General features: G+C 66.5%; 24 protein-coding genes. 7 read left to right on the top strand and 17 right to left on the bottom strand.

Features of this window, described 5'->3' with window-relative positions; all coding sequences use genetic code 11:
* Positions 1 to 108 precede the first annotated feature (108 nt).
* Together yjjX and BM167_RS03650 are read right to left on the bottom strand one after the other, a co-directional pair.
* Complete coding sequence (yjjX, locus tag BM167_RS03655) at positions 109 to 615, bottom strand: inosine/xanthosine triphosphatase (protein WP_092888867.1); 507 nt, start codon at positions 613 to 615, stop codon at positions 109 to 111.
* Positions 616 to 663: 48 nt separating this feature from the next.
* Positions 664 to 1,428 (bottom strand): cobalamin-binding protein, encoded by a 765-nt coding sequence (locus BM167_RS03650; RefSeq protein WP_092888864.1) that lies wholly within the window; start codon positions 1,426 to 1,428, stop codon positions 664 to 666.
* A 219-nt stretch (positions 1,429 to 1,647) separates the two neighbouring features.
* Between BM167_RS03650 and BM167_RS03645 the strand changes: the two genes are divergently transcribed.
* The 3 genes from BM167_RS03645 to BM167_RS03635 all read left to right on the top strand — a co-directional run bounded on the left by BM167_RS03645 (position 1,648) and on the right by BM167_RS03635 (position 4,001).
* Positions 1,648 to 2,700: a transcription initiation factor IIB gene (locus BM167_RS03645; RefSeq protein ID WP_092888861.1), complete on the top strand. Its 1,053-nt coding sequence runs from the start codon at positions 1,648 to 1,650 to the stop codon at positions 2,698 to 2,700.
* 129 nt (positions 2,701 to 2,829) lie between these two features.
* On the top strand, positions 2,830 to 3,534 hold the full coding sequence (locus BM167_RS03640; protein WP_092888858.1) for a type I 3-dehydroquinate dehydratase: 705 nt from the start codon (positions 2,830 to 2,832) through the stop codon (positions 3,532 to 3,534).
* 26 nt (positions 3,535 to 3,560) lie between these two features.
* Positions 3,561 to 4,001, top strand: coding sequence for a zinc ribbon domain-containing protein (locus BM167_RS03635; protein WP_092888855.1), 441 nt, complete (start codon positions 3,561 to 3,563; stop codon positions 3,999 to 4,001).
* Between the two features lie 9 nt (positions 4,002 to 4,010).
* On the opposite strand, the gene BM167_RS03630 is transcribed toward BM167_RS03635, so the two are convergent.
* The 5 genes from BM167_RS03630 to trpC form a co-directional block, all read right to left on the bottom strand.
* Positions 4,011 to 5,195, bottom strand: coding sequence for a 3-dehydroquinate synthase II (locus BM167_RS03630; RefSeq protein ID WP_092888852.1), 1,185 nt, complete (start codon positions 5,193 to 5,195; stop codon positions 4,011 to 4,013).
* 749 nt (positions 5,196 to 5,944) lie between these two features.
* Entirely contained in the window at positions 5,945 to 6,739 is a 795-nt protein-coding gene (locus BM167_RS03620) for a 2-amino-3,7-dideoxy-D-threo-hept-6-ulosonate synthase (protein ID WP_092888846.1), read from the bottom strand.
* A gap of 30 nt (positions 6,740 to 6,769) precedes the next feature.
* Positions 6,770 to 7,612 (bottom strand): tryptophan synthase subunit alpha, encoded by an 843-nt coding sequence (trpA, locus tag BM167_RS03615; protein WP_092888843.1) that lies wholly within the window; start codon positions 7,610 to 7,612, stop codon positions 6,770 to 6,772.
* Positions 7,613 to 8,860, bottom strand: coding sequence for a tryptophan synthase subunit beta (trpB, locus tag BM167_RS03610; RefSeq protein WP_092888840.1), 1,248 nt, complete (start codon positions 8,858 to 8,860; stop codon positions 7,613 to 7,615).
* The gene (trpC, locus tag BM167_RS03605; RefSeq protein WP_092891077.1) at positions 8,857 to 9,627 is read right to left on the bottom strand and encodes an indole-3-glycerol phosphate synthase; all 771 of its coding nucleotides are present in this window, start codon (positions 9,625 to 9,627) and stop codon (positions 8,857 to 8,859) included. The genes trpB and trpC overlap by 4 nt, the downstream gene beginning before the upstream one ends.
* An 84-nt stretch (positions 9,628 to 9,711) precedes the next feature.
* On the opposite strand from trpC, the gene BM167_RS03600 reads away from it, so the two are divergent.
* Positions 9,712 to 10,164 (top strand): methylated-DNA--[protein]-cysteine S-methyltransferase, encoded by a 453-nt coding sequence (locus BM167_RS03600; RefSeq protein WP_092888837.1) that lies wholly within the window; start codon positions 9,712 to 9,714, stop codon positions 10,162 to 10,164.
* Between the two features lie 7 nt (positions 10,165 to 10,171).
* On the opposite strand, the gene BM167_RS03595 is transcribed toward BM167_RS03600, so the two are convergent.
* The 4 genes from BM167_RS03595 to lonB form a co-directional block, all read right to left on the bottom strand.
* Complete coding sequence (locus BM167_RS03595) at positions 10,172 to 10,501, bottom strand: hypothetical protein (protein WP_092888834.1); 330 nt, start codon at positions 10,499 to 10,501, stop codon at positions 10,172 to 10,174.
* A gap of 73 nt (positions 10,502 to 10,574) precedes the next feature.
* Complete coding sequence (locus tag BM167_RS03590; RefSeq protein WP_092888831.1) at positions 10,575 to 13,355, bottom strand: PAS domain S-box protein; 2,781 nt, start codon at positions 13,353 to 13,355, stop codon at positions 10,575 to 10,577.
* 104 nt (positions 13,356 to 13,459) lie between these two features.
* Positions 13,460 to 14,317: a CPBP family intramembrane glutamic endopeptidase gene (locus BM167_RS03585; protein ID WP_092888828.1), complete on the bottom strand. Its 858-nt coding sequence runs from the start codon at positions 14,315 to 14,317 to the stop codon at positions 13,460 to 13,462.
* 6 nt (positions 14,318 to 14,323) lie between these two features.
* Positions 14,324 to 16,483 (bottom strand): ATP-dependent protease LonB, encoded by a 2,160-nt coding sequence (gene lonB, locus BM167_RS03580; RefSeq protein WP_092888825.1) that lies wholly within the window; start codon positions 16,481 to 16,483, stop codon positions 14,324 to 14,326.
* Positions 16,484 to 16,738: 255 nt separating this feature from the next.
* Here lonB and BM167_RS03575 point away from each other — a divergent pair, with 255 nt between their 5' ends.
* Positions 16,739 to 17,281 carry a nicotinamide-nucleotide adenylyltransferase gene (locus BM167_RS03575; RefSeq protein ID WP_092888822.1) on the top strand — a complete coding sequence of 181 codons (543 nt, stop codon included), beginning with the start codon at positions 16,739 to 16,741 and terminating at the stop codon, positions 17,279 to 17,281.
* A gap of 7 nt (positions 17,282 to 17,288) precedes the next feature.
* On the top strand, positions 17,289 to 18,068 hold the full coding sequence (locus BM167_RS03570) for an SAM hydrolase/SAM-dependent halogenase family protein (protein WP_092888819.1): 780 nt from the start codon (positions 17,289 to 17,291) through the stop codon (positions 18,066 to 18,068).
* Positions 18,069 to 18,077: 9 nt separating this feature from the next.
* On the opposite strand, the gene BM167_RS03565 is transcribed toward BM167_RS03570, so the two are convergent.
* From BM167_RS03565 to BM167_RS03555, 3 genes are all read right to left on the bottom strand, one after another.
* Positions 18,078 to 18,581, bottom strand: coding sequence for a GNAT family N-acetyltransferase (locus BM167_RS03565; protein WP_092888816.1), 504 nt, complete (start codon positions 18,579 to 18,581; stop codon positions 18,078 to 18,080).
* A gap of 144 nt (positions 18,582 to 18,725) precedes the next feature.
* Positions 18,726 to 20,285, bottom strand: coding sequence for a thermosome subunit alpha (gene thsA / locus BM167_RS03560; RefSeq protein WP_092888813.1), 1,560 nt, complete (start codon positions 20,283 to 20,285; stop codon positions 18,726 to 18,728).
* A gap of 133 nt (positions 20,286 to 20,418) precedes the next feature.
* Positions 20,419 to 20,727, bottom strand: coding sequence for a HalOD1 output domain-containing protein (locus tag BM167_RS03555; RefSeq protein ID WP_143095459.1), 309 nt, complete (start codon positions 20,725 to 20,727; stop codon positions 20,419 to 20,421).
* A gap of 187 nt (positions 20,728 to 20,914) precedes the next feature.
* Between BM167_RS03555 and BM167_RS03550 the strand changes: the two genes are divergently transcribed.
* The gene (locus BM167_RS03550) at positions 20,915 to 21,742 is read left to right on the top strand and encodes an amidohydrolase family protein (protein ID WP_092888807.1); all 828 of its coding nucleotides are present in this window, start codon (positions 20,915 to 20,917) and stop codon (positions 21,740 to 21,742) included.
* Position 21,743: 1 nt separating this feature from the next.
* Here BM167_RS03550 and BM167_RS03545 read toward each other — a convergent pair whose 3' ends face one another.
* The 3 genes from BM167_RS03545 to BM167_RS03535 form a co-directional block, all read right to left on the bottom strand.
* A complete protein-coding gene (locus BM167_RS03545) occupies positions 21,744 to 22,646 on the bottom strand; it encodes a glycosyltransferase family 2 protein (RefSeq protein ID WP_092888804.1) in 903 nt (300 codons plus the stop codon).
* A 159-nt stretch (positions 22,647 to 22,805) separates the two neighbouring features.
* The gene (locus tag BM167_RS03540; RefSeq protein ID WP_092888801.1) at positions 22,806 to 23,519 is read right to left on the bottom strand and encodes a class I SAM-dependent methyltransferase; all 714 of its coding nucleotides are present in this window, start codon (positions 23,517 to 23,519) and stop codon (positions 22,806 to 22,808) included.
* A gap of 99 nt (positions 23,520 to 23,618) precedes the next feature.
* Positions 23,619 to 24,011, bottom strand: coding sequence for a PPOX class F420-dependent oxidoreductase (locus tag BM167_RS03535; protein WP_092888798.1), 393 nt, complete (start codon positions 24,009 to 24,011; stop codon positions 23,619 to 23,621).
* Positions 24,012 to 24,090 lie beyond the last annotated feature (79 nt).

The raw sequence follows: 24,090 nt of genomic DNA, 5'->3' as shown, positions 1-24,090 counted from the left end.
CCGACGACTGAACGGAGGGCGGCGGAGCCGCCCAAAGTGAGGAAGGAGTGCGTTTGGTCCAGCTTTTGCCGAGAGCCGGCGAAGTCGGCTCGCAGCGAAAAAGGTGGGTTAGTATAGCCCGCTCGAAAACGGCGCGAACGCCGCGGTCACCGCAGATTCGAGCGCGTCCGTCCGCGACATCCGACCGCCGGTGAACGCCCCGGCCGCGCCCTGTTTCTTCGCGACGTTTTCGGTGCCGAGAACGTCGTCCATCACCGGTCCGAGTTCCTCGCCCTCGCGGATTCGGTCGGCGATGCGGCCGGGGAGGCGGAGACTCGGCCCCGCGCCGAATCCCGTGGCCTCGCCGTCGGTCACGGCCGCCCACATCACCAAAAAGAGGTCCGCGGAACCCTCGAACGAGGCGACGCCGCCCTCGATTCCGACGCCGAAGTCGTAGTCGCCCGATTCGAGGGCGGCGACGGCGCGGTTCTCCGCGCCGGTCCGCGTCTCCGCGATACCCGTCGGTTGCTCCGAGACGCCCGAGGGGACCGGGACGGACGACACGTCCGCGTCGTCGAGTGCGCGTTCCGTCGCGTCGCACTTCACCGGATTTCCGCTTCCGACTGCGACTCGCATACCCGCCGGTTCCCCGTCGGACGGGATGTGCGTGTCGGTTTCGTCGAATTACTCCGAGAGGAGAGCGGAAAGCGTCTCGATTCCCTCGATGAGTCGCGGACTCGGTTGGTTCAACAGGTCGTCGTCGAGGACGTGAATCTCCGCGTCGACGTTCCACCCGCGCGTTCGGAACGACTCCGGGTCCACCCGGTCGCCGCGCCCGCAGACGTGCAACACGACGTGGTCGGGGTCGGCCGCCTCGACGGCGGACCGAGACGCCTCCCGAGAGCGTTCGCCGGGCGAGACGAACGGGTAGCGTCCGCCCGCCGTCGCCACCGCCTCGGGGACCCAGTTGCCCGCCGCCATCGGAGGGTCGGACCACTCTTCGCAGTAGACGACCGGGCGGGGCCCGTCGCGTTCGTCGGGGACCGACCGCCGGACGCCGTCGAGGCGCCCCCGCGCGTCGGCCGCGAGTTCGGCCCCCGCGTCGGGGCGTCCGACCGCGCGCCCCACCGTCTCGAAGGAGTCGACGACGGCGTCCAGTCCGTCAGGTTCGACGTGGCAGACGTCGAATCCGCGCCCGACGAGTTCGTCGCGAACGTCCGCTTGGAGGCCGTCGCTGGTGCAGACGAGGTCCGGGTCCAACTCCGCGATGCGGTCGTAGTTGGGGTTCAACCACCCGCCGACGACCGGCCTCTCCGTCTCGCAGTGCGCCGTGACGCCGACGACGAGGTCATCGGCACCCATCGCCGAGAGCGTCGCCGTCGCACTCGGGGCGAGTGAGACGACGCGCGGCCCGTCTCCACCGCGTTCGCTCTCCGGGTCGTCTTCCATACCCGCTCTCGGACGTGTGAGCGCAAAGGAGTTACGCGACGGTAATGTTATATAAACATGAACGACAACCGTTCACAAACGGGTGGGTGGAGCGCTGTACGTCGCGTATTCGAAGGTGATTCCGAACGTCTTATGTAGTCTTGCTCGCTCTATGGGATACGAACCGCCTCGGGCTTTTTCAAGCCGTGTTTCCGCGCCGAGGCATTCGTCGCTGTACCAATGAGCGAGAAGAGCACCTTCACTCGCAGAACTGCGAGAACGAGAGAGGAACCGACAGAGCGGACCGGCGACGAACGCAGTGCCGACTCCGCGGGAGAGAAGTGGGGGCGACAGACGGACGAATCCGAGACGGAATCGGAGACGACCGACGAGGAACTGTCGTGTCCCGAGTGCGGCGGCAACGTCATCACCGACGACGAACACGGAGAGACCGTCTGTGACGACTGCGGACTCGTCATCACCGAAGACTCCGTGGACCGGGGTCCCGAGTGGCGCGCGTTCGACGCCCAAGAGAAAGACAGCAAGTCCCGCGTCGGCGCGCCGACGACGAACACGATGCACGACAAGGGTCTCTCGACCAACATCGACTGGCGCGACAAGGACGCGTACGGGAACTCGCTGTCGTCGAACCAGCGTCAGAAGATGCAGCGTCTCCGCAAGTGGAACGAGCGCTTCCGCACCCGAGACTCGAAAGAGCGCAACCTCAAACAGGCGCTCGGCGAGATAGACCGCATGGCCTCCGCACTCGGCCTTCCCGAGAACGTCCGCGAGACGGCGTCGGTCATCTACCGCCGCGCACTCGACGACGACCTGTTGCCCGGACGGTCCATCGAGGGCGTCGCCACGTCCTGTACGTACGCCGCCGCGCGGATGGCCGGCGTCCCGCGTTCGCTCGACGAGATTACGGAAGTCTCTCGCGTCGAAAAGAGCGAAGTCGCACGGACGTACCGCTACATCGCGCGGGAACTCTCCTTGGAAGTCAAGCCCGCCGACCCGGAACAGTACGTCCCGCGCTTCGCCTCGGAACTCGGACTCTCCGACGAGTCGAAGATGCGCGCGCGTCAACTGTTGAAGAACGCAAAAGAGAAGGGCGTCCACTCCGGGAAGTCGCCGGTCGGCCTCGCGGCCGCCGCCGTCTACGCCGCCGCCCTCCTCACGAACGAGAAGACGACGCAGGCCGCAGTCAGCGACGTCGCGGACATCTCCGAAGTCACCATCCGCAACCGGTACCACGAACTCCTCGAAGCCGAGGAGAGTCTCGGTCTGGCCTGAACCGACGACGCCGTTTCGATACGTCGTTTTATCTACTCCTCCGAGCGACCGCCGGGCGAGTTCCCCACCGAATCCGGCCGATTTCTCCCGCCGGGCAAGCGTTTAGTCGTCGCCCGCACGTCTTCGGGTATGCAGTTCTCTTTCGACTCGTTCGTCCTCGCGGCGTGTACCGCCGACCTCTCGGACGCGACGGACCCCGCCGTCGAGGAACACGCAGACGCCGTGGAGTTCCGGATGGACCTCGCGGCGTCCGACCCCGAATCGGCTCTCGACGCGTACGACGCCGACGTTCCCCTCGTCGCGACGAACCGCGCCGCCTGGGAGGGCGGCGACTGCGACGACGGCGACGACGAACGACTGGCGACGCTCGAACGGGCGGCCGAACGAGACGCGGTGGCGGCCGTCGATATCGAACTCGACAGTCTGCTCACGCCTCGGGGGGAGACGGCCGCAGAGCGAGTTCGAGAGTCCGGCGCGTCGGTCGTCGCCTCGTTCCACGATTTCGAGGGGACGCCCGCCAGTTCGGAACTCCGCGCGAAACTCCACCGGGCGGCCACGGTGGGCGACGTGGGGAAAGTCGCGGTGACGGCGACGGACGACCACGACGCCCTGCGCCTCCTCGACGCGACGAACGCCGCGACGACGTGGGGTGACACCGTTGCGACGATGGCGATGGGCGAGGCGGGCCGACACACCCGCGCCGTCGCCCCCGTCTACGGGTCGAAAATCGGCTACGCGCCGGTTCAACCCGCCGACGCGACGGCACCGGGACAGTACGCCCTAGAGACGCTCTCTCGACTCGTCGGAGAACTGGAAAGAAAACCGGACACTTAAGCGGCGGGACCGCATCGAGGCACCACATGACGGACACACGTCGGCGAGCACTGGTCGCCGCCCTCGTGGGCGTACTCGGTGCGAGCGTCGGTATCGCTGGTGCCGGTCACGTCTACCTCCGACGGTGGCGCAGAGCAGTCGCGTGGTTCACGGTCGTCATCGCTATCGGCGTCGGCCTCGTGTTCGCGTTCGCGGACCCCGCGGCGGTGTCTATGTCCGACCCGACGGCCCTCCCGACGGAGGTGACCGGGCCGGTGTTCGCACTGCTGTTTCTCAGCACGGTCGACGCCTACTACGTCGCCGCGCGCGGTCGGCAGGACGACTCGGGGCCGCGGTGCCCTCGGTGCGGCGGCGAACTCGATCTGCAGGTGGCGTTCTGTCCGTGGTGCGCGGCGGAACTGAACTCGCGCCCCATCGACGTGGAGAAGATCGAACTGGCCGACCTAGACGGCGCGGAAACGAAGTAGGCGACTCGCTTACTTTTCGATGATGCTCTCTTCGACGACTTCCCCGAAGTGGCGAGCGGTCTGTTCGTAGTAGATGAGAATCTCGTCGCCCGGTTCGAGGTCGGTCACCGCGGTTCGGCCCTCGCGCGTGTGGACTTTGATCGTCTCTGCGTTCTGCAGAAGCGTCTCGACCCTGTCGCCCTCGACGTCGGCTTCGACGCGGAACATCGGCCGCTTTTCTATCTTCACGCGCCCGACGATAGCCTCGCGCGTCCGGCCGTTCGAATCGACGACCTGCACCTCGTCGCCGCTTTTCAGTTCCGAGAGATACTTCGTTCCGCCGTCTGGCGTCCGGACGTAGGCGTGGACCGCACCGGCGTTGACGCGGAACGGCCGGGAGGCGACGTACGGCGACTCCGCCGTCTCGGCGTGGACGAAAAAGAGGCCCCGTCCCATGCTGCCGACGAGCATCCCCTCGTCGTGTTCCATTAGGTTACCCGTATCGACGCAGACTCGGTCTGCCATCCCGGTGCGTTCGACGGCGGACACCTCCGCCCACCGGAGGTCGAGCGTCTCGCGTTCGGCCTCGTCGCGTATCTCGACCGTCTTGCGAATCTCGTCGGGGTCGTCGCTGTCGACGAGGACGCCGTCGGAACCGGTTTCGAGCGTCTCGAACGCCGTCTTGGCCTCTTCGGCTGACGTGACGCCCGCGACGAGTTCCGTCTCCTCGCCGATGCGGGCGATGAGGTTCTCGAGCGGGATTATCGTCCAGTCCTCGCCGACGACGATGGTGTGGTCGGCGTTCCGGGCCGCCTCCTCCGCGAACGACTCGTGGTCCTTCGAGAGGATGCGGACGTACGCGCCGTTCGCTCTCTCGTCGCCGCGGCGGAGCGTCGTGAGGTCCGCAGAGCCCGAGAAATCGGATGGGAGGTCCACCGTGCCGTCGCCCTCGCCGCCCTTTCCGACGACGTACGCGTCGGCGTCCGCGTCGTGCGTCTCGTCTTCGGCCGCCTCTACGTCGTCGACGAGGCTGACGTCCGATTCGTTTCGGAAGGCGGCCACCTTCACGTCGCCGAGCGAACGGACGCGCTCTACGTCCGCCTCGTCTACGAGCACCCAATCGACGCCCGCTTCGAGTCCGGCGGTGATTCGTCGCTTCCTCGTCTCCCAGTCGCCGACGGCATCGTCGGCTTTCAGCCAGACGCTCCGAGTCATTGTGCGGACTGACTCGTCAGTAGGGCTTGAACGTGGCGACTCTCAACAGAATTGCCGAGCGACGGGTCCGCCGAGCGGCGAAGGGTATTCGATATAGCGTTCGGGAGTTTACTTCCTGGGGTTCGGTCCGCGAGGGGTCTCGGTGGACGGATCTGCCGTGCGCGGAACCGAACGTGCGAGAGGTCCCGTTCGAAAATTTCGGCGGCGGTAGCCCGGTGCAGGGTCGACACTCGTCTCGACGAAGTCGTCTGCCGGACCGTCGGCGATATTTCGAGATGGAGAGCGCGGCGAAACGAGACCGACGCACGCGAGTCGTGAGTCGACGGTTCAGCCCCGTACTCTCGGGTCGTCGGCGAAGAGTCCGAATCCGCGCGCGCGACAGAGACCACGCAACGTTCGCCCGCGGTAGAGTCGGGCAGAAATCCGCCTCCTCGCGTATCGAGACCCGAACTCCGCGCGTCGCCCCGGTCGAGAGTCGAATACGCTACGGACGCGCGTTTCGGAGGGTGTACGTCGGCGTTCGGTCGAACGTCGGGTCGGCGTTCTCGCGTCTGAATAAACCGGATAGAACGATACGAAATCGGGTTCAGCCGGGAGACCGGCGGCAATCGGTGCGGAGGCTTCTCGGACCGAGACGTGCCACTACCGGAAGCGACGAGACGGCACTGGAGAGCGAGAACCAGAACCACTCGGCCGCAGGGTCCGCGTTCGCGACTCCGCGGCGAAAATTAGAGACGGAGCGACCGAGTTTACGCTTCGATGCCGAGTCCGGCCTCGCGGAGTGCGCTCTCCGTGTCTGCGTCCTCGTGGACGACGGCGCTCACCGCGCGCGTAATCGCTTCGGGGTCGTCGTGTTGGAAGATAGAGCGTCCCATCGAGACGCCCGCCGCGCCGCCGTCCATCGCGCCGCGGACCATCTCGACCGTGTCTCTGTCCGTGCCGCGACTGCCGCCCGCGATGATGACCGGCAGGCGCGTCGCCTGACAGACGCGTTCGAAGGAGTCGCCGTCACCGCTGTAGGCCGTCTTCACCACGTCCGCGCCGAGTTCCTCCGCGAGTCGCACCGCGTGCGCGAGGCTCTCGGCGTCGTGTTCGTCGATTCCCGACCCTCGCGCGTAGTTCATCGCGAGGACGGGGACGCCGTAGCGGTGAGCCTTCTCGGTCAGTTCGCCGAGTTGCGTCATCTGGTCGGGTTCGTGCTCCGAACCGACGTTCATGTGAAAGGAGACGGCGTCCGCGCCCGAGCGAAGGGCCTCCTCGACGGACCCCGTGATGCGTTTGTCGTTCTCGTCGGGGCCGATGACCGTCGACCCGTTGACGTGGACGATGTAGCCCTTTCCGTTTTTGTTGGGGTGGACGCGCGGGGCGACGCCTTTCTGCGTGAGGACGGCGTCCGCGCCGCCGCGCGTGATGGCGTCTACCGTCGTTTCCAACTCTACGAGGCCCTTGACGGGCCCGAGCGTGATTCCGTGGTCCATCGGGACGACGAGGTATCGTCCGTCTGTCGAGATGCGTTCGAGTCGTGCGTCGAGTCCTGCGTGCATTGTATTGTGTGAGACTGTGGCAACCTCGGGTTATGTGCGTTCCGCTTGGGGCGCACGTTGCGCGAACCCACGTTCGGCGCCCGCTTTCAGTTCGCGAGCGAGCGATTCGAGTCGTTCGGCGACCGTTTCGGCGTCGTCGCCGTTCTCGTGACCCTCCGCGACGATGTCCACGAGGGCGCTTCCGACGATGATGCCGTCCGCGCCGCCGGCGACGATTCGTTCCGCGTGGTCGCCGGTCTTGATTCCGAATCCGACCGCCTTCGGTACGTCGTACGCTTCGAGTCTGTCGAGGCTCTGTTCGGTCTGCCCGGAGACGTCGTCGCGCGCGCCCGTGACGCCGAGTCGGGCCTGCACGTAGACGTACCCCGACACTCGCTGCATCATCCTGTCGAGTCGGTCGCCGCGCGTCGTCGGCGCGACGATGAACACGAGGTCCAACCCGAACTCGTCGCAGGCCTCGCGCAGGGGGTCTGCCTCCTCCGCGGGCAGGTCAGGGACGACGAACCCCGAGAGGCCGACGTCGGCGGCCTTCTCGACGAACGGACGCGGCCCCTGTTCGTCCCCGTACTGGTAGATGAGGTTGTAGTACGTCATGCAGACGAGTGGCACGTCCACGTCCAGGTCCTCGACGAACTCGAAGAAGCGGGCGGGCGTCATCCCCGCCTCTAACGAGCGAACGACCGCGTCTTGGATGGTCGGTCCCTCGGCGACGGGTTCGGAGAACGGCAGTCCGAGTTCGATGACGTCCGCGCCGCCGCGCGCGAGTGCTTCGACGTACTCGAGCGACGAGTCGTAGTCGGGGTCACCGGCCGCCAGATACGGGACGAACGCCGGGCCGTCCGCGAAGGCCGCTTCGAGGGCGTCGTTCGCCATCTAGAACCCCCCCGCGAACTCGGTCATGTCGGGCGCGATGTCGATATCTCGTTTCTCCGTCTCCTCGATGACGGATTCGAGGTCCTTGTCCCCCCGACCGGAGAGGTTCACCAACACCGAATCGCCCAACTCCTCGTGGTGTTCTTCGAGATACGCGAAGGCGTGGGCGGACTCCAGTGCCGGGATGATGCCCTCGGTCTGTGAGAGGCGGTGGAACGCCGTCAACGCCGCGTCGTCGTCGACGTTCACCGCGGTCACCCGAGTTTCGTCCACGAGGTGTGCGAGTTCCGGGCCGACGCCCGCGTAGTCCAGTCCCGAGGAGACGGAGTGTGACTCCATAATCTGGCCGTCTCGGTCCTGAAGAATCTTCGTGCGCGCGCCGTGGAGGACGCCTTCGCGTCCCGTCGAGAGCGACGCGGAGTTCGGAGCGACGCCCGCCTCCTCGTCCACGGAGAGGGAGTCGCCGCCCGCCTCGACGGCGTAGAGTCCGACGCTCTCGTCGCCGACGAACTCGGCGAACGCGCCCATCGTGTTCGACCCGCCGCCAGCGCAGGCGATGACGGAGTCGGGGAGACCGTCCGTCTTCTCGCGCATCTGTTCTCGGGCCTCCTCGGAGATGACGGACTGGAAGTCCCGAACCATCGCCGGGAACGGATGCGGGCCGACGACCGACCCGATGACGTAGTGGGTGTCTTCGACGTTCGTCGCCCAGTCGCGCATCGTCTCGCTTATCGCCTCCTTCAGGGTGCCGCGTCCGACGGTGACGGGCGTCACCTCGGAGCCGTTGAGTCGCATCCGGAAGACGTTGGGTCGTTGGCGGTTGATGTCGCGCCGACCCATGTACACCTCGCAGGGCATGTCGAGGTGCGCCGCGGCCATCGCCGTCGCCGTCCCGTGTTGGCCCGCGCCCGTCTCCGCGACGATTCGCTCTTTGCCCATGTACTTCGCCAAGAGGACCTGTCCGAGGGCGTTGTTGAGTTTGTGCGCGCCCCCGTGGAGGAGGTCCTCCCGTTTCAGGTAGACGTCGCAGCCGTATCGCTCCGACAGTCGCTCTGCGTGTTGCGTGGGCGTCGGTCGCCCGCCGAAGTCGCGCAGGCGACGCCGGAACTCGTCCATGAAGCCGTCTTCGTTCTCCAGCACGTAGCGCTCGTAGGCGTCGGTCAACTCCGCTATCGCGGGCATGAGCGCTTCGGGGACGTACTGACCACCGTACTCGCCGAACTTGCCGTCTGTCGTTGTCTCCGTCATTCAGATATCTCCGCTGTGGTGAATCGGTCGGTGTTCGCTCGCACGTCGCCGTCCATGATGGCCGTGCCGACGAGGAGGGCGTCCGCGCCCGCCGCGCGCATCCGTCGGACGTCCTCGACGGTCGATACGCCGCTCTCTGCGAGAAGCGTCACGTCGTCGGGGACGTGGGGCGCGACGCTCTCGAACGTTTCGAGGTCGACGTCCAACTTCGCTAAGTCGCGGTTGTTCACGCCGACGATGTCCGCGCCCGCGTCGAGTGCGCGGGCGAGTTCCGCTCGGTCGTGGACCTCGACCAGAACCTGAAAGCCGCGTTCGCGCGCCGCCGCCAGTAACTCCGAGAGGTCGTCGCCGACGAACCGCGCGATGAGGAGGACGACGTCGGCCTCCACGGCGTCGAGTTGCGCCTCGCTGACGAGGAAATCCTTCCGGAGGACGGGCACGTCCACCGCCTCGCGGACCCGCCGGAGGTTCTCGGCGGACCCGCCGAAATGCTCCGGTTCGGTCAGGACCGACAGCGCAGTCGCCCCGCCGTCGACCATCTCGCGGGCGAGTTCGACCGGGTCGTCGCCTCTCGTTCCCTCCGTCGTCGGACTGGTCGGCTTCACCTCCGCGACGAGGGGCACGCGCCCCTCGGCCTCCGCGGCGGCCACCGCGTCGGGGAACGACCGCGCGTCCACGCTGACCCGCGTCTCCCCGCCCGGCCTGTCGCGTGCGGCCGCGAGGATGGACCGCACCTCGGGCGCAAGTTCGTCCTCACTAGCGTCCATCATTGTACATTAACGGACTCATTTGCACATAAGGCTTGCGCGTCGTCGTCAAGGTTCAAGGCCGACGGCGGAGAAGCGACGCCCATGGATGCAGGCGTCTACGCCCGCGAGTCGGAGACACTCGGGCGAACTGTGCAGATTGGTATCGCGAGCGGTCGGGTCATCAACGTCTCGTTTCCGGAGCATGCACCGTCGGACGCCGAGACTGACCACCCGCTTTTGGACCGCGTCTTCGACTATCTCGACGGCGAGTCCGACCACTTCGACGACGTGACCGTCGCACTCACCGTGCCGACGGAACAGCGAGACGTTCTCGACGCCGTCAGAAAACTGCCGTACGGCGAGACGGTGACGCTCGGACGCGTCGCGCGACTCGCCGGACTCGACGACGAGGAAGACGAAGACCTACGGACGGTTCGAACCGCGCTCTCGGAGAACCCGGTTCCGCTCTTCATCCCGGACCACCGCGTCCGCGACGCGCCGGGCGGTGCCCCCCCGGACGTCGCGCGTCGCCTCCGAGACGTCGAGTCCGCGTGAGGGCCGGTCAGGCCCGACGGAGGACGATGTACCCGATGAACCCGACGACGAACAGCGCCGACGAAGCGATGTCGGCTTCGGCCGCCTGCGTCGCGACGGCGACGAACTGTGCGATTCCCGCGAGGACGAACGCGGTAGCGGTCACGAGACGCACCCGCGGGTCGATATCGGGGCGTTCGTCTTCGTAGACGGTGTATCCGAAGTAGAGAGCCACCACCGCGAACCCGAGGTTGACCGCGACGTTCGCGAGGGGGTTTCCGGTGACGATAGCCACGACGAGAAGCGCGAGGTAGCCCACCAAGATTGCCTGTATCGCCGTCTGCCGAGTGCCTGCCATGCTCGAAGTGGGGAGGTCCGGACAGTAAAAGGTTCGTCGTCGTGGATGTCGGCGGAGGTGACACCGCGCGCTCTCACTCCGCTGTCTCGTCTGCCGCCGGGAGGGTAAGCGAGAACGTCGTGCCCTCGCCGGGGTCCGAATCGACCCAGATGTCGCCGCCGTGGCGTTCGACGATGCGCTGACAGAGTGCGAGTCCGATGCCCGCACCGGAGTGTTCGTCGTGGTTGTGGAGTCGCTGGAAGACGTCGAAGACGCGTTCCTCGTCTGCGGGGTCGATGCCGATGCCCTCGTCGCTGACGGAGACGCGCCAGTACGCGCCCTCGCGTTCGGCCGACACGCGAATCCGCGGCGGTTCGTCGCCGCTGTACTCGATTGCGTTGTCGAGCAGGTTCTGAAACACCTGCCGAAGTTGGTTCGAGTCGCCCCGCACGCGGGGCAGCGATTCGAGCGTAATCTCGGCGTCGCTCTCGTCTATCTGAATCTGAAGGTCGTCGCAGACGTCCGAGAGAACCGCCGATAGGTCGGTCGGTTCGAAGGCATCCCCCCGCGTCTCGACGCGCGAGTACTGGAGCAGCCCCTCTATCATATCTCGCATCCGGTCTGCCCCGTCGACGGCGAAGTCGATGAACTCCCGCCCGTCGTCGTCGAGTGCGTCGGCGTACCGCCGCTCTACCAACTGGAGGTAGCTCGACACCATTCGGAGCGGTTCCTGTAGGTCGTGAGACGCCGCGTACGCGAACTGCTCTAAGCGCTCGTTCGACCGTTCGAGCTGTCGTTGGTACTCTCGGCGTTCGGTGACGTCCTGGACGACGAGCATCCCCGCGTCGGTTCCGTCGTCGCCGTCGCCCACCGGGAGGATGTAGTTCGACAACTGTCGGCCAGCGTACTCCACCTCGAAGGAGTCTCGCTCGCCGTCGAGGGCGGCGTGGAAGTACGGTTCGACCTCCGCTAAGAGGTCGTCCGGATAGATGTCGAAGATGCTCTGTCCGATGCGCTCTTCGGGGTCGACTCCCTCCCGTTTCAAGAGTTGGCCGCCGGCGGCGGTGTACCGGAGGTTCTCGTCGAAGAGGGCCACCGCGCCGTTCGGGAAGTTCTCGGCCAGCGTCCGATAGCGGCGTTCGCTCTCCTCTATCTTCCGTTGGTACTCTCTTCGGTCCGAGATGTCTCGGACGACGCCGATCTGCTCGGTTCTGTCGGCCGTCTCTATCGCCGCGAAGGTCGCTTCCGCGGGGACGCGGTCGCCGTCGGCCGTCCGAATCATCGCTTCCACCGTCGTGTCGGCCTCCTCGCCGTCGGCCGCCCGCCGCGTTTGTTCGTCTGCTCGGTCGATGGTGGCTTCGTCGACGACGAGCGAGGAGTGCGCGCCGACGAGTTCCTCGCGGTCGTAGCCGGTGAGGTCCGCGTACGCCTCGTTGACCATCGTGAAGTAGCCGTCGTCGTCTTTCACGTAGATGCCGTCGTCGACCGTCTCGACGATGGCCTCGTACTTCGAGAGCGTTCGCTCGCGCTCTTTGCGGTCGGTGACGTCGCGGAAGTAGATAGAGAGCCCCGACTCGGAGGGGTAGACGTTGAACTCCAACCACGCGTCGGCCCCCTCGGAGTACGTCTCGAAGGTGACCGGCTCTTGGGTCTCCATCGCCCGCCGGAACGGGGCCCGGTAGACGCCAGTCGCGTCGGGGAGCACCTCCCATATCTTCCGACCGAGCACCTCCTGGCTGCACCGTTCCATGATGTCGGCCGCTCGGTCGTTGAGATGCGTGAACCGCCACTCGTCGTCGAGCGCGTAGAACGCGTCCGAGATGCGACCGAGGATGTCGCTCAACTCCGTTTCGAGGTCCGTCTTCTGCTGTTCGAGTCGTCGCTCGCGCTCTTTTTGCTCCGTGACGTCTTCGACGGCGGCGACGACTCGGTCGGCGCCGCCCGCCTCCGCATCCAACGGGACGGCGTTGATAGAGAGCCACCGGCGGTCGCCATCGTCCGCGTCGACCTGACACTCGAACCCCGAGACCTGCGTGCCGGTCTCGGCGACCCGACGCCACGGCCACTCGTCGGCCGAAATCGGCTCTCCGTCGGCGTCGTAGCCGTCTATCGACGCGAGGGGGAAGTCGGGGAGGTCCGAGGCGTCGATGCCGTGGTGGTCGAGCATGCGTCGGTTCGCTCGAACGAGTCGCCCCTCGGCGTCGAAGACACCGATGCGTACCGGCGTCGTCTCGAATATCTGTTCGGTCAGGTCGCGTTCGCGGCGGAGTTTCTGTTCGTACTCGCGCCGTTCGCTCATGTCGCGAGTGACCTTGGTGAACCCCCGAAGCGCGCCGTCGTCGTCTCGGATGGCGGTTATCGTCACGTTCGCCCAGAACCTCGTCCCGTCTTTCCTGACGCGCCACCCCTCGTCTTCGACGCGGCCCGCCGCGGCCGCGGCGTCGAGATTCTTTTCGGGCACGCCGTCGTCGGCGTCGTCGTCGGTGTAGAACGCGGAGAAATGCTCGCCGACGATTTCGTCTTCCGCGTAGCCTTTGATCCGTTCGGCTCCGTCGTTCCAACTGGCGACGGTTCCGTCCGGGTCGAGTACGAAAATCGCGTAGTCTTCGACCGCGCTCACGAAGGCGCGAAACTCCGTTCGTCCGGACTCGCCGTCGGGTCGCCACCAGACGCGGGTTCCCGTCTCTATCTCGGTCGATTCGAGTTCGTCGCGACCGGCGAGTGCTTCGAGCACGCGCTGTGCCGTCCGTAGAGGACAGTCCAGTTCCTCTGCGACGGTCGCGGCGGTCACCGGGGTAGACGGCCTGTCTAATCGCGCGAAGAAGCGTCTGACTTCCTCCCGCGTGACGTCCGGGGTCGAGCCAGGAGTCCCCATAGGTGCAGGTATTCCCAAAACAGTATAAACGCTTGCCGTCCGCGAATTCGCCGACGAAGTCGGAGAACGCGCCGGTTCGGGGCTGCTCTCGTCGGGCGGCCGCGTCAGCGACGGTCCGTTCGCCCGCCGACCCACTCCCACTCTAACCCCTCGTGGACGACAAATTCGAGGGCGTTGACGAGGTAGTGCGCGACGAAGACGACGAGGAGGCTCCCGGTCAGGACGAATCCCGCCGCGAGGACGAACCCGAGGACGCCGGTGACGACGACGCCGACGCGGCCCTGCGCGCCGTGCCCGAGTGCGAAGGCGACAGACGAGACGACGGCCATCGCCCACGGGGAGACGTCGAACCCGGCGGCGACGACGCCGACGAGTGCGCCGCGGAACAACAGTTCCTCGAACCCCGCGATGACGGGGAGCACACAGAGGAGAAGCACCGCCCACCCGCGGGCCGTCTCCGGGGCGAGAGATTCGCGGAGTTGCTCGCTTCCGCCGAGGCCGAACCGTTCGCCCGCCGCCGCGCCGAGTTCGTTCGCCGCGTAGAGTGCGACGCCGAAGCCGGTTCCGAGGAGGGCGTGCCACGGGGTGAGACTGTCGAGGCCCGCGCCGAACGCCCCCGCCGGGATGTCGGAGAACCACGCGCCGCCGAGGAGGAGAGCGGCGAAAAGCCCCTGCGATACCGCCACGTTCAACAGGAGAAGCGCAGTCGAGGGGCCTGAGTCCTCCGTCTCGTCGGTCGGCGACTGCGGCCCGTATCGGAGTCGCGGCGTCGCGACGAACTCGTCTGGGTCGTCCGACCGCGTCTCGTCGCCGGTCGGTTCGCGGGGCCGAACGCCCGTCTCGGCGGAGGCGGCCCTCTCGGCGTCGTCGTGCGAAATAACGCCCCGAGAGGCGTGAGAAAGTAAGAGAAGCGCCGACGTGACGAGGCCCGCGAACGCCGCGAACATCGCCCAGTCGGGCATCCGCCGTTACTGCGGGTTCGGGCTGGACGGCCCGGAGATCTGGTTTTCGGGCGCGAGAGCCGACCCGGTGATGCTCTTGAGGCGGTCCACGAGCGAGTCCTTCTCGGCTTCGCCTTCGAGGGCGATGTCGAGAACCTCGCTGATGTGGGAGACGGGGATTATCTCCACCATCTCTCGGTACTCGTCCTCGATCATCACGTCCTGCATGTTCGCGGCGGGGATGATGACCCGCGTGCATCCGGTCTTCGCGGCGGCCTCTATCTTGTGGGTGACGCCGCCGACGGGAAGCACGTCGCCGCGGACCGACAGACTGCCGGTCATCGCGAGCGACTGGTCCACGCCGACGCCTTCGAGCGCCGAGATGACCGCCGTCGCGACGGTGATGGAGGCGGAGTCGCCGTCGACGCCGCCCTGTCCGGCCTGGACGAACTGGATGTGGATGTCCTTCTCGGAGATGTTCTCGTCGGAGAACTTCTTGATGATGGCCGAGACGTTGTCGACCGCCTCCTGTGCCATCTCCTTCAGTTGCCCGGTGGCGATGACTTCGCCCGGTCCCTGCGAGGGCGTGACTTCGGCCATCACGGGGAGCATGATGCCCGAGTCTTCGCCCATGACCGCGAGACCGTTGACGCGGCCGACTTGGTAGCCGTCCGCGACCTGCAGTTCGTAGTCCTTGCGGCGTTCGATGTAGTCGTCCGCGAGTTGCTGCTCGATGGAGCGACTGCGGCCCTTCGCCTGAAGGACGTGTTCTCGCGTCACGACGTCCGCGTCCTGCCCGCGGGCGATGTCGCCCGAGACGCGGACGAGGCCGCCGAGGTTGCGGAGTTCGAGCGTGAGATGTCCCTTCCGACCGGCGCGGCGGCGGGCTTCGAGGATGGTCTCCTCTATCGCCTCCGCGGAGAAGTCCGGCAGGCGGCCGTCCTTCTCGACCTCTTGGGCCACGAAGCGCACGTACTTGCGGCGCATCTCCGGGGTGTCCTCGATGGTGTCGTCCATGTACACCTCGTACCCGTACCCCTTGATGCGGGAACGGAGCGCGGGGTGCATGTTCTCCATCGCGTCGAGGTTACCCGCGGCGATCATGATGAAGTCGGTCGGGACGGGTTCGGTCTGGACCATCGCGCCCGAAGAGCGCTCGGACTGGCCCGTGATGGAGAACTCGCCCTCCTGAATCGCCGTCATCAGGTGCTGTTGGCTGCGGATGTCGAGCGTGTTTATCTCGTCGATGAACAGCACGCCCTTGTTGGCCTTGTGGATGGCACCCGGTTCGACCCGGTCGTGACTCGGCGTCTCCATGCCGCCGGACTGGAACGGGTCGTGGCGCACGTCGCCGAGGAGCGCACCCGCGTGGGCACCGGTCGCGTCCTCGAAGGGCGCGGCCGTCTCGTCCGCGTTGTTCACGATGAGGTTCGGAATCATCGAATCGCTGCCTCGCGACCCGTAGCGGAACGCGAGGTAGATGACCCCCGCCGCGAGGATGCCGAGCAGAATCTGCCCGGCGATGATGAGCGAGTAGCCGAGCACGATAGCGATGATTATCCACATGAGGAACGACCGCATCTGGTTTCGCTTGCGGGCTTCCTCCTTGTGGGCCTCGACTATCTGGTCGCCTTTTCCGGCGGGGACGGTGCGTACCTTCGGGTTGTTCCCGTCGTCGGGATTGTGGTAGACGAGGACGTCTTGAAGCTCCTCTTTGGGGAGGAGTTCGGCCATCGCCTTCGCGAGCATCGACTTGCCCGTACCGGGCGAGCCGATCATCATGACGTGGCGACGCTGCTTTGCCGCCTTTATGACGACGTCGCGAGCGTGCTCTTGTCCGATGACTTGGTCGACGAGCCTGTCGGGGACCTCTATCTCCTCGGTGGAGTCTATCTGCAGGCCGCCCAGAAGGTCGTTCTCGTCGATGTCGTCGGCGACGTCGGCCGTGACCTCGACTTCGCTACCGAGGTCGTCTATGGTTCCCCCCTCGTCGACCTCACCAGACTGCGTCTGGTCGGCCGGTGCTGGGACGTCGTCGACTTCGGTTCCGTCGTCGACTTCGGCCCCGTCGTCGGGTCCGGCCTCCGGAAACACCTCGTCGTCGGACGACGAGTCGGAGGTATCCTCGGAGATACGCTCCTCCTCCTCCTCCGGAAGGTTGTCGTCGGTGTCGGTGTCGTTACTCATAGTAGTCTAACTGACCATTACGCTTTCCAGTTCCTGAGGAGCAGCGCTCTCGTCCAGTCGTCTGCCGGTCGAGTGCCTGGTACTCATAGAACTGTGTCGCTACTATAATCGAAGGCCGCTCGACTGATATACTTTCTCCCCGAGCTCGACCGCCGGACCACCCAACTAAACGGAGGGTTCAGACGGCTTCGCGGGTAATTAGCTGGTTTCGGACGACTCGGGCACTTTATAAATGAGGCGCGGGAAAAGCCGACCATGCGGGGGTTCTACATCGGCCGCTTTCAGCCATACCACAACGGGCACCACCAGATGGTCAAAGAGATCGCCACGGAAGTAGACGAACTCGTCTTGGGCATCGGAAGCGCGGGCGACTCCCACTCGACGCGAAACCCCTTCACGGCGGGCGAGCGAATCATGATGGTCGCAAAGTCGGTCGTCGACTTCGACATCACGACGTACGCCGTCCCGATAGAGGACTTAGAGCGAAACTCCGTGTGGGTCAGTCACGTCCAGAGCATGTCGCCCGCGTTCGACGTCGCCTACTCGAACAACCCGCTCGTCATCCAGTTGTTCAAGGAGGCGGGCGTCGAGGTTCGACAGTCGCCGATGTTCAACCGCGGCGTCCTGCAGGGAACCGAACTCCGCAACCGGATGATGAACGGCGAGGAGTGGCGGAGTCTCGTCCCCGAACCGGTGGTGGGCGTCATCGACGAAATCGGCGGTATCGAGCGCATCCAACGCGTCAGCGACACCGACTCCGACGGGCGCGACTCCGACGGGGGGCCGGACCCCGAGTGAGCGACCGATGATAACGCTCGCCTCCGACTTCGGGTCGCCGTACCCGGCGGCGATGAAGGGAGTCATCCTCTCTGCGACGGACGCCCGCCTCGTCGATGTCTCGCACGACCTGCCGCGACAGGACGTTCGCGCGGCCGCCTTCTGGACGCGAGAGACGCTTCCGTACTTCCCGCCCGCGGTTCATCTCGTCGTCGTCGACCCCGGCGTCGGCACCGACCGCGCGGCGGTGGTCGGACGCGTCGGCGACCACGCCTTCGTCGGCCCGGACAACGGCGTCCTCCGTCCCGTCGCGCGCCGAATCGCCGCCGAGACAGACGCCGACCCCGAGTGGTTCGAGTACGAGTACGACGACCCCGCCTCGACGACGTTCCACGGTCGGGACGTGTTCGCCCCCGCCGCGGCGGCCGTCCACGACGTCGGCGCGGACGCCGTGGAATCGCTCTCCGCCGTCGTTCCCCTCCCCGACGAGGAGGTGTGTGACCTCCGGTTCCCGACTGCGACCGTAGACGGCGACGCGGCCCGCGGCGAGGTTCTCGTCGTGGACGACTTCGGCAACGCGATTACGAACGTCCCCGGGGAGTTCCTCGGCGGGCGAACCGGCGAGACGGTCTCCGCGAACGGGACGGACGCGCCCGTCGAGACGGCGTACGCCGCCGTCGAACCGGGCGAGAGACTCGTCACCGTCGGCAGTCACGGCTACGTCGAGTGCGGCGTGAACCGCGGCCGGGGCGACGAGGCGTTCGGCCTCGCACCCGGCGACGACGTCCGCTTCCGGTTTCAGTCCTGAGCGGCCGCCTCACTCGATTCGGCCCCGAAAGAGACACTCGCGGACCCTCTCGTCGAACAGGTCCGTCTCCCCGGTTTCGACGACGTCGTACCCGCGCGACCGATAGAACGACCGCCCGACGCGGTTCTCCGCGAGCACCCTGATTTCGAACGCGTCGTACCCCCGCTTTCGACAGAACTGCTCAAACCTGTCCAGGAGGGCCGTCCCGACTCCCTCTCCCCAGTGTTCGGGGTCGGCGTAAACCGCGCTGAGAGTGGTGACGGTCTCTTCGTCGCCGAGTCCGCCCGTCGCGTATCCCACAACCTCGCCGTCCCGTTCGGCGACGAGAGAGGCCGCGCCCTCGCGTTCGACGAACGCTCTGACCGCCTCCGGGGAGTACCACCGCGCCATCGCGGCGTCGATAGTCTCCCGCGAGAGGACGTCGTCGTAGGCGGCGTCCCACCCGCGTTCGGCGACGTGCCGGATGGCGGGAACGTCGTCTACGGTCGCGTCGCGGACGGTGACGTCCGGCATGGGCGACAGTTCGTTCGCCTCCGGAGTAAAGACTCGGTGACCGGCGGTGGAGACAGTCGGACGACGAGAGCGGGAAGCGAAAATCGAAAGTGGGAGACGGAACCCGACAGCGAAGCGGAGAGAGGCGATGTCGGGCGGACGCGATTACTTCGCGGCGATGACGTCGTCGATGCGGACGATCATCGTCGCCGCCTCGGTCGCCGAATCGACGGCTTCGCGCTTGACCGCGGCGGGGTCGATGATGCCGTGTTCGACGGGGTCGCCGATTTCGCCGGTTCGACCGGACGAGATGATACCGGCGACGCCGTCGCTCTCGTAGCGCGCGCGGAGGTCCACGAGGGCGTCGATGGGGTCCATGCCGGTGTTCTCGGCGAGGGTGCGCGGGAGTGCCTCGACGGCGTCGGCGTACGCCTCGACGGCGAGTTGCTTGCGCCCCTCGATGCCCGCCGCCGCGGAACGGACGTGGTCGGCGATTGCGATTTCCGTCGCGCCCGCGCCGGGGACGACGCCGCCCGCGTCGATGGCCGCGACGACGACGTCGACGGCGTCGTTGACGGCGCGTTCGAGTTCGTCCACGACGTGGTCGGTGCCGCCGCGGAGGAACAGCGTGACGGCCTTCGCCGCCGCGCCGCCCTCCACGAAGGTGAGTTCGTCGTCGCCGAACCGCCGCGTCGAGACGGCGTCGGCACGGCCGAAGTCCGCGGAATCGAGGTCGGTGACCGACCCGAGACGCTTTGCGCCCGTCGCGCGGGCGACGGCGCGGGCGTCGGCGTTCTTCACGCTCTCGAACGCGAGGATGCCCTCGTCGGCGAGGTGGTTCGCCACGCGGTCCGAGATGGACTTCGTGCAGAACACCACGTCCACGCCCGCGTCGGCGAGCGTCTTCGCGTAGCCTCGGAGTTCGTCGTCCTCGGCTCTGATGGCGGCGTCGAGTTGGTCGATGGAGGTGATGTTGTACTCGGTGTCGAACTCGCCTTTTCGGACGTCGAGTTTCACGTCGACGACGGCCACCGTGGCGTCTTCGACGCGCGCGGGCATGCCGTCGTTGACGCGGTCTTTGTCCACGACGACGCCCTCTACGAGTTCGGTCGCAGAGGAGGACGACCCGGTGCGCGCGGCGATGCGAACGTCGTCGCGGTCGAACGTCCCGTTGCCCTCGTGGACCATCCGGACCGCTCTGACGACGTGTTCGGCGAGGACGTCCGCGGTCACGTCGCCGGTGCCTTTCCCGGTCATCGACGACTCCGCGACCTGTTCGAGGAGTTCGTCGTCGAGTTCGACGGCCAACAGTTGCTCGTCGATGGCCTCCTGTGCGAGGCGCGCGGCCTCGGTGTAGCCCTCCACCACGACGGTTGGGTGAAGGTCCCGTTCGAGGAGGTCCTCGGCGTGGACGAGAAGTTCGCCCGTGAGGACGGCGGCCGTCGTCGTGCCGTCGCCGACTTCCTTCTGTTGGGTCTGGGCGACTTCGACGATCATCTGCGCCGCCGGGTGTTCGATGTCCATCTCCTGGAGGATGGTCGCACCGTCGTTGGTGATGACGACGTCACCGGAGGAGTCGACGAGCATCTTGTCCATCCCGCGGGGGCCGAGCGTCGTCCGGACGGCGCTTGCGACGGCCTTCCCGGCGCGGATGTTCGAGTCCGTGGCGGCCCGGCCGCCGGTTCGGCTGCTCCCGCCCGCGAGAATGTACAGTGGTTGCTGCATACGTGTCGCCATAGTTATGAAACCTCACCGTTCCAGACGCTTGCGGTTCTATAAATAGATTTCGTCGGATAGTGCGGCGGAATCGCACGACGGGGCCAGGACTCACTCGTCGCTTCGGCCGTCGAGAGGCCGTTCAGATGGCCCGGTACGTCTCGACTGTCACGCCGCCGTTGCTCGTAATCGTGACGACGTAGTCGCAGTAGGTAAACGAGAAGACGCTCTCGACGTGCGTCCGCGACCCGCCGAACAGTTCGTTCACCGCGTCGGGGTCGATGCCCGCGTCGTACAGAGGCGGGAGCGCCGTTGCGGTGACGCCCTCGGCGGCGGCGACGGCGGCGACGATGGCCATCGAAACCGTGTCGTAGTCGGCGGCGTCCACGACGGTTTCTCTCCCGTGGACGGTCGTCTGCGTCCGTAACCCTGACCTCTGCGTTTCTGACATACTCAACGGTAGGATGCGCCGAGCCTCACTCTAGCAGTTGACCCCGCAACCCGTTTAAATACACCCTCACTCCGAGCCCTCGTTTCAGTTAGTTCGGCGGTTTGACAGCATAGCGCGCAGAACCGAGGAATTTCCGCGAGTGGTGCAATCTACAAGATATTTGAACTCGTGGAGGTTCCGAGAGAACATGTTGGAGCTGGAACACGGGTTTCGGGTGGTGGACGTCCACGCCCGACTCGACCCCGACGGGGAGTCGGTATCGACCCGGGGGCGAGAGGTGGGGCCAGAGCGGTTAGAGCGGGAACTACATCAGGCGGGCGTGGTCAAAGCCGTCGTCTCGCCGGGGCGTCGGCCCGAGGGGATGGGGTACCTCCGCGCGAACAACGCCGTCGCTCGACTGAGCGTGGACCGGCCGTTCTTGGCGTTCGCGCGCATCGACGGGCCGCGTGACCCGAGCAGTCGGACGGCCGCGCGCCTCCGCAATCTCACGGCGTCGCGGTCGGAGTCGCACGCCGACCCCGAGGACGTCGAGAAGTACGGCTACGACGACCGATTCTACGGGTTCACGCTCGCGCCGGCGGTGGACGGCCTCCCCGACGAGGAGACGTTCGACCGGTTGGAGGACGTGGGGCTTCCCCTCCTCGTGCACGCGGGCGCGGATTTCCCGCCCGCCGTGGCGGCGGAGACCATCCTCCGGCGCGACCTACCGGTTATACTCGCCGGGTTCGGCGGGTTCCCGCTCGACCGCGACCTGATGAACGAGGCCATAGAGATGCTCGACGACCACGACGAACTCTACCTCGACACGAGTTTCGTCCGCTACCGCGACGTGTTAGAGCGCGCGCTCCTCGAACATCCGGACCGGGTGCTGTTCGGAAGCGGCGTCCCCGAGACGCACCCGAACGTCGGCGTCATGGAGATTCTGACGCTCGACGTCTCCGAAGACGCGATGCGACGAGCGTTCTCGAAAAATCCCGCGCGCGTCGTCCCCGAACTCGGTCCGGGCGAGGACTGACCTACCGCCGGTCGTACTTCGCGACGGCCCGGTCCGCACGCTTCGAACAGCCGTGGGGATTCCGCGTCGCGGACCGGTCTCGGGCCCGCGCGACCAACCCGTCCGACGACCCGGTGGCCATCCCGACGAAGACGTCTCTGCCCGTCCCGAACCACCCGGTCGGCGAGGCGTCACCGCGGACCACGTCTCTCGCCGACGCGAACGCGTCGCGTCCGGCGTGCGAGAGCGTGCGAGCCACGACGGACGGGCGCGCGCCGTAGTTCTTGGCGAGTCGGTACGAGAGCGCGCGGTACTTCCAGCCCCAGTCTCGTTCCGCGACGCCGCCGTCCGACTCGTACTCGGTTCGGACGCACATCTCCGGTCGCCACTCCACCTCGTAGCCGAGTCCCGCGAGTCGGTGCGACGCGTCCCGAGCGCCCCCGGTCTCCAGATACTCGTCGAACCCGTCGAGTCTGTCGAGGACGTCCGCCCGGAACGCGACGTTGCCGCCGTTGAAGTACGTCACCTCGCGGCCGCAGACGGAGGTTCGTTCCGCGGACTCCGTCGTCATCCCGGCGCGGAGCGTCTGGTGCGTCGGCCCGGTGACCGCGTCGGCGTCTTCGAGGCCCTCCGCGACCGCCGAGCACCACCGCTCTTCGACCGCGAGGTCGTATCGGAGGAGAGCGACCGCGTCGCCCGACGCCGCGCGGATGCCGGCGTTGCGCGCGACGTTCAGCGTCCGGTCGGATATCTCGACGAGCACGTCCACGTCGTCTCGGTCACGCACCATGCCCGTGGTCCCGTCGGCGGACGGACCGTTGACTACGATTATCTCGGCGTCGGGTGCGTGCTCGGCCAGCGCGTCGAGGCTGGTCGCGAGGCGGTCCCGACCGTTCAGTGTCGGGACGACTACCGAGAGCTCCATACCGGTCGGTAGCGGCGCGGGAACTTAAATTTCTCCGCTCGAACCCCGCCGACGGGGAGCCGAATCGGACGGACACTCGCTTTCGGGATAGTGTACTTCTGCGGACACTATCTCGCTACTCGAACAGAAGCGTCCGGCCCGAGGCTCGCGGGCCCGGCGTCATTCGTCGCCGACGGTGGCCCGCCAGTAAGAGACGGAAGCGAGTCGCCGCCCGAGGCTCGTCTCTCCGAGCGAGGTGTCGGCCTCTCGGAACGCGCCCGCGATTCCGTTCGGAATCTTTCGGTAGAAGCCGTAAGGAAGGAGAAAGTCGCTCCGCACGTCGGTGAACGAGAGGCCCGCGGTGTCGAGCAGTCGGCGGACTTCGTCGTCGCCGTAGAGTCGCGACCCCATCGGCAAGAGCCAGTTGTAGACCACTCGCGCGCTCGTGTCGTTGAACGTGTCGAAGAACACGAGTTCCTTCGAGACGCGCTTCATCTCCGCGAGGAACTTCGCCGGCGTGTCCGCGAGGTGGAAAAACCGCATCGCGAAGACGGCGTCGAAGTGGTCGTCCGGGAACGGAAGTCGCGCGGCGTCTCCGCGGAGGAACTCGACGTGGTCTTCGACGCCCGCGCGGCGCGCCTTCTCGCGGCCCTGCGTCATCATCGCGCGAGAGATGTCCAGTCCCACGATGTTCGCGCCCCGTTCGGCTAGCATCACGGTGAATCGACCGGTCCCGCAGGCGATTTCGAGGACGTCTTTGTCCTCGACGGGACCGAGTGCGTCGAGCACCGCTCTCTTCTCCCGGTGGTCGATGAGTCGCCCGCCGCGGGAGAACCGCTTCGAGTCGTACTCCTGGGCGACGTCGTCGGCCTGGTACCACTCCTTTCCTTTCACACTACCCTGTCTTGCTCACCCGCGGACTAAAACCGTACTGGATGTAGTCGAGACGGCGTCGGTCCGGTGCCTCCGGTTATCGACCGTGGACCTCCCCGCTTAGCCGCTCGTAACGACGTTCTCCGTGGAGATGCGGACGATGACGCGGGCGCCCTCCTCGTCGTCTTTGTTCGGGTACTCCTCGACGTCCATATACCGCCGGGCGAGTTCGTCGATGTGTTCGACCGCACCCTCATCGTCGAGGGTGGCCTCGCCGCGGACGGAGACGTACCGGTACGGGTCGTCCGGGTCGAGGACGGAGACGCCGACGTTGGGGTTCGCCTCCACGTTCTTGACCTTCCGTCGGCCGCGCGCGCTGTTCACGAGAACGAACTCGCCGTCTTCGTGACCGACCCACACGGGCGTGACGTGCGGCGTCCCGTCGGGCATAACCGTCGCGAGGTGGGCGAACGATTTCCTCTCGAAGATGTCGCGGTGCGATTCGGGAATCACGCTGCTTCGGTTCTCTCTCTGCGACCAAAGCTGTTCTTGGGACCGACCTTATACATATGTCAGTGTGTATAAGGTGTCT

This window comes from Halopelagius inordinatus (assembly GCF_900113245.1).
GTDB classification, from domain to species: Archaea; Halobacteriota; Halobacteria; order Halobacteriales; family Haloferacaceae; genus Halopelagius; species Halopelagius inordinatus.
The sequence above is the reverse complement of the archived record's forward strand: the minus strand, read 5'-3'. Positions and strand labels throughout refer to the sequence as shown.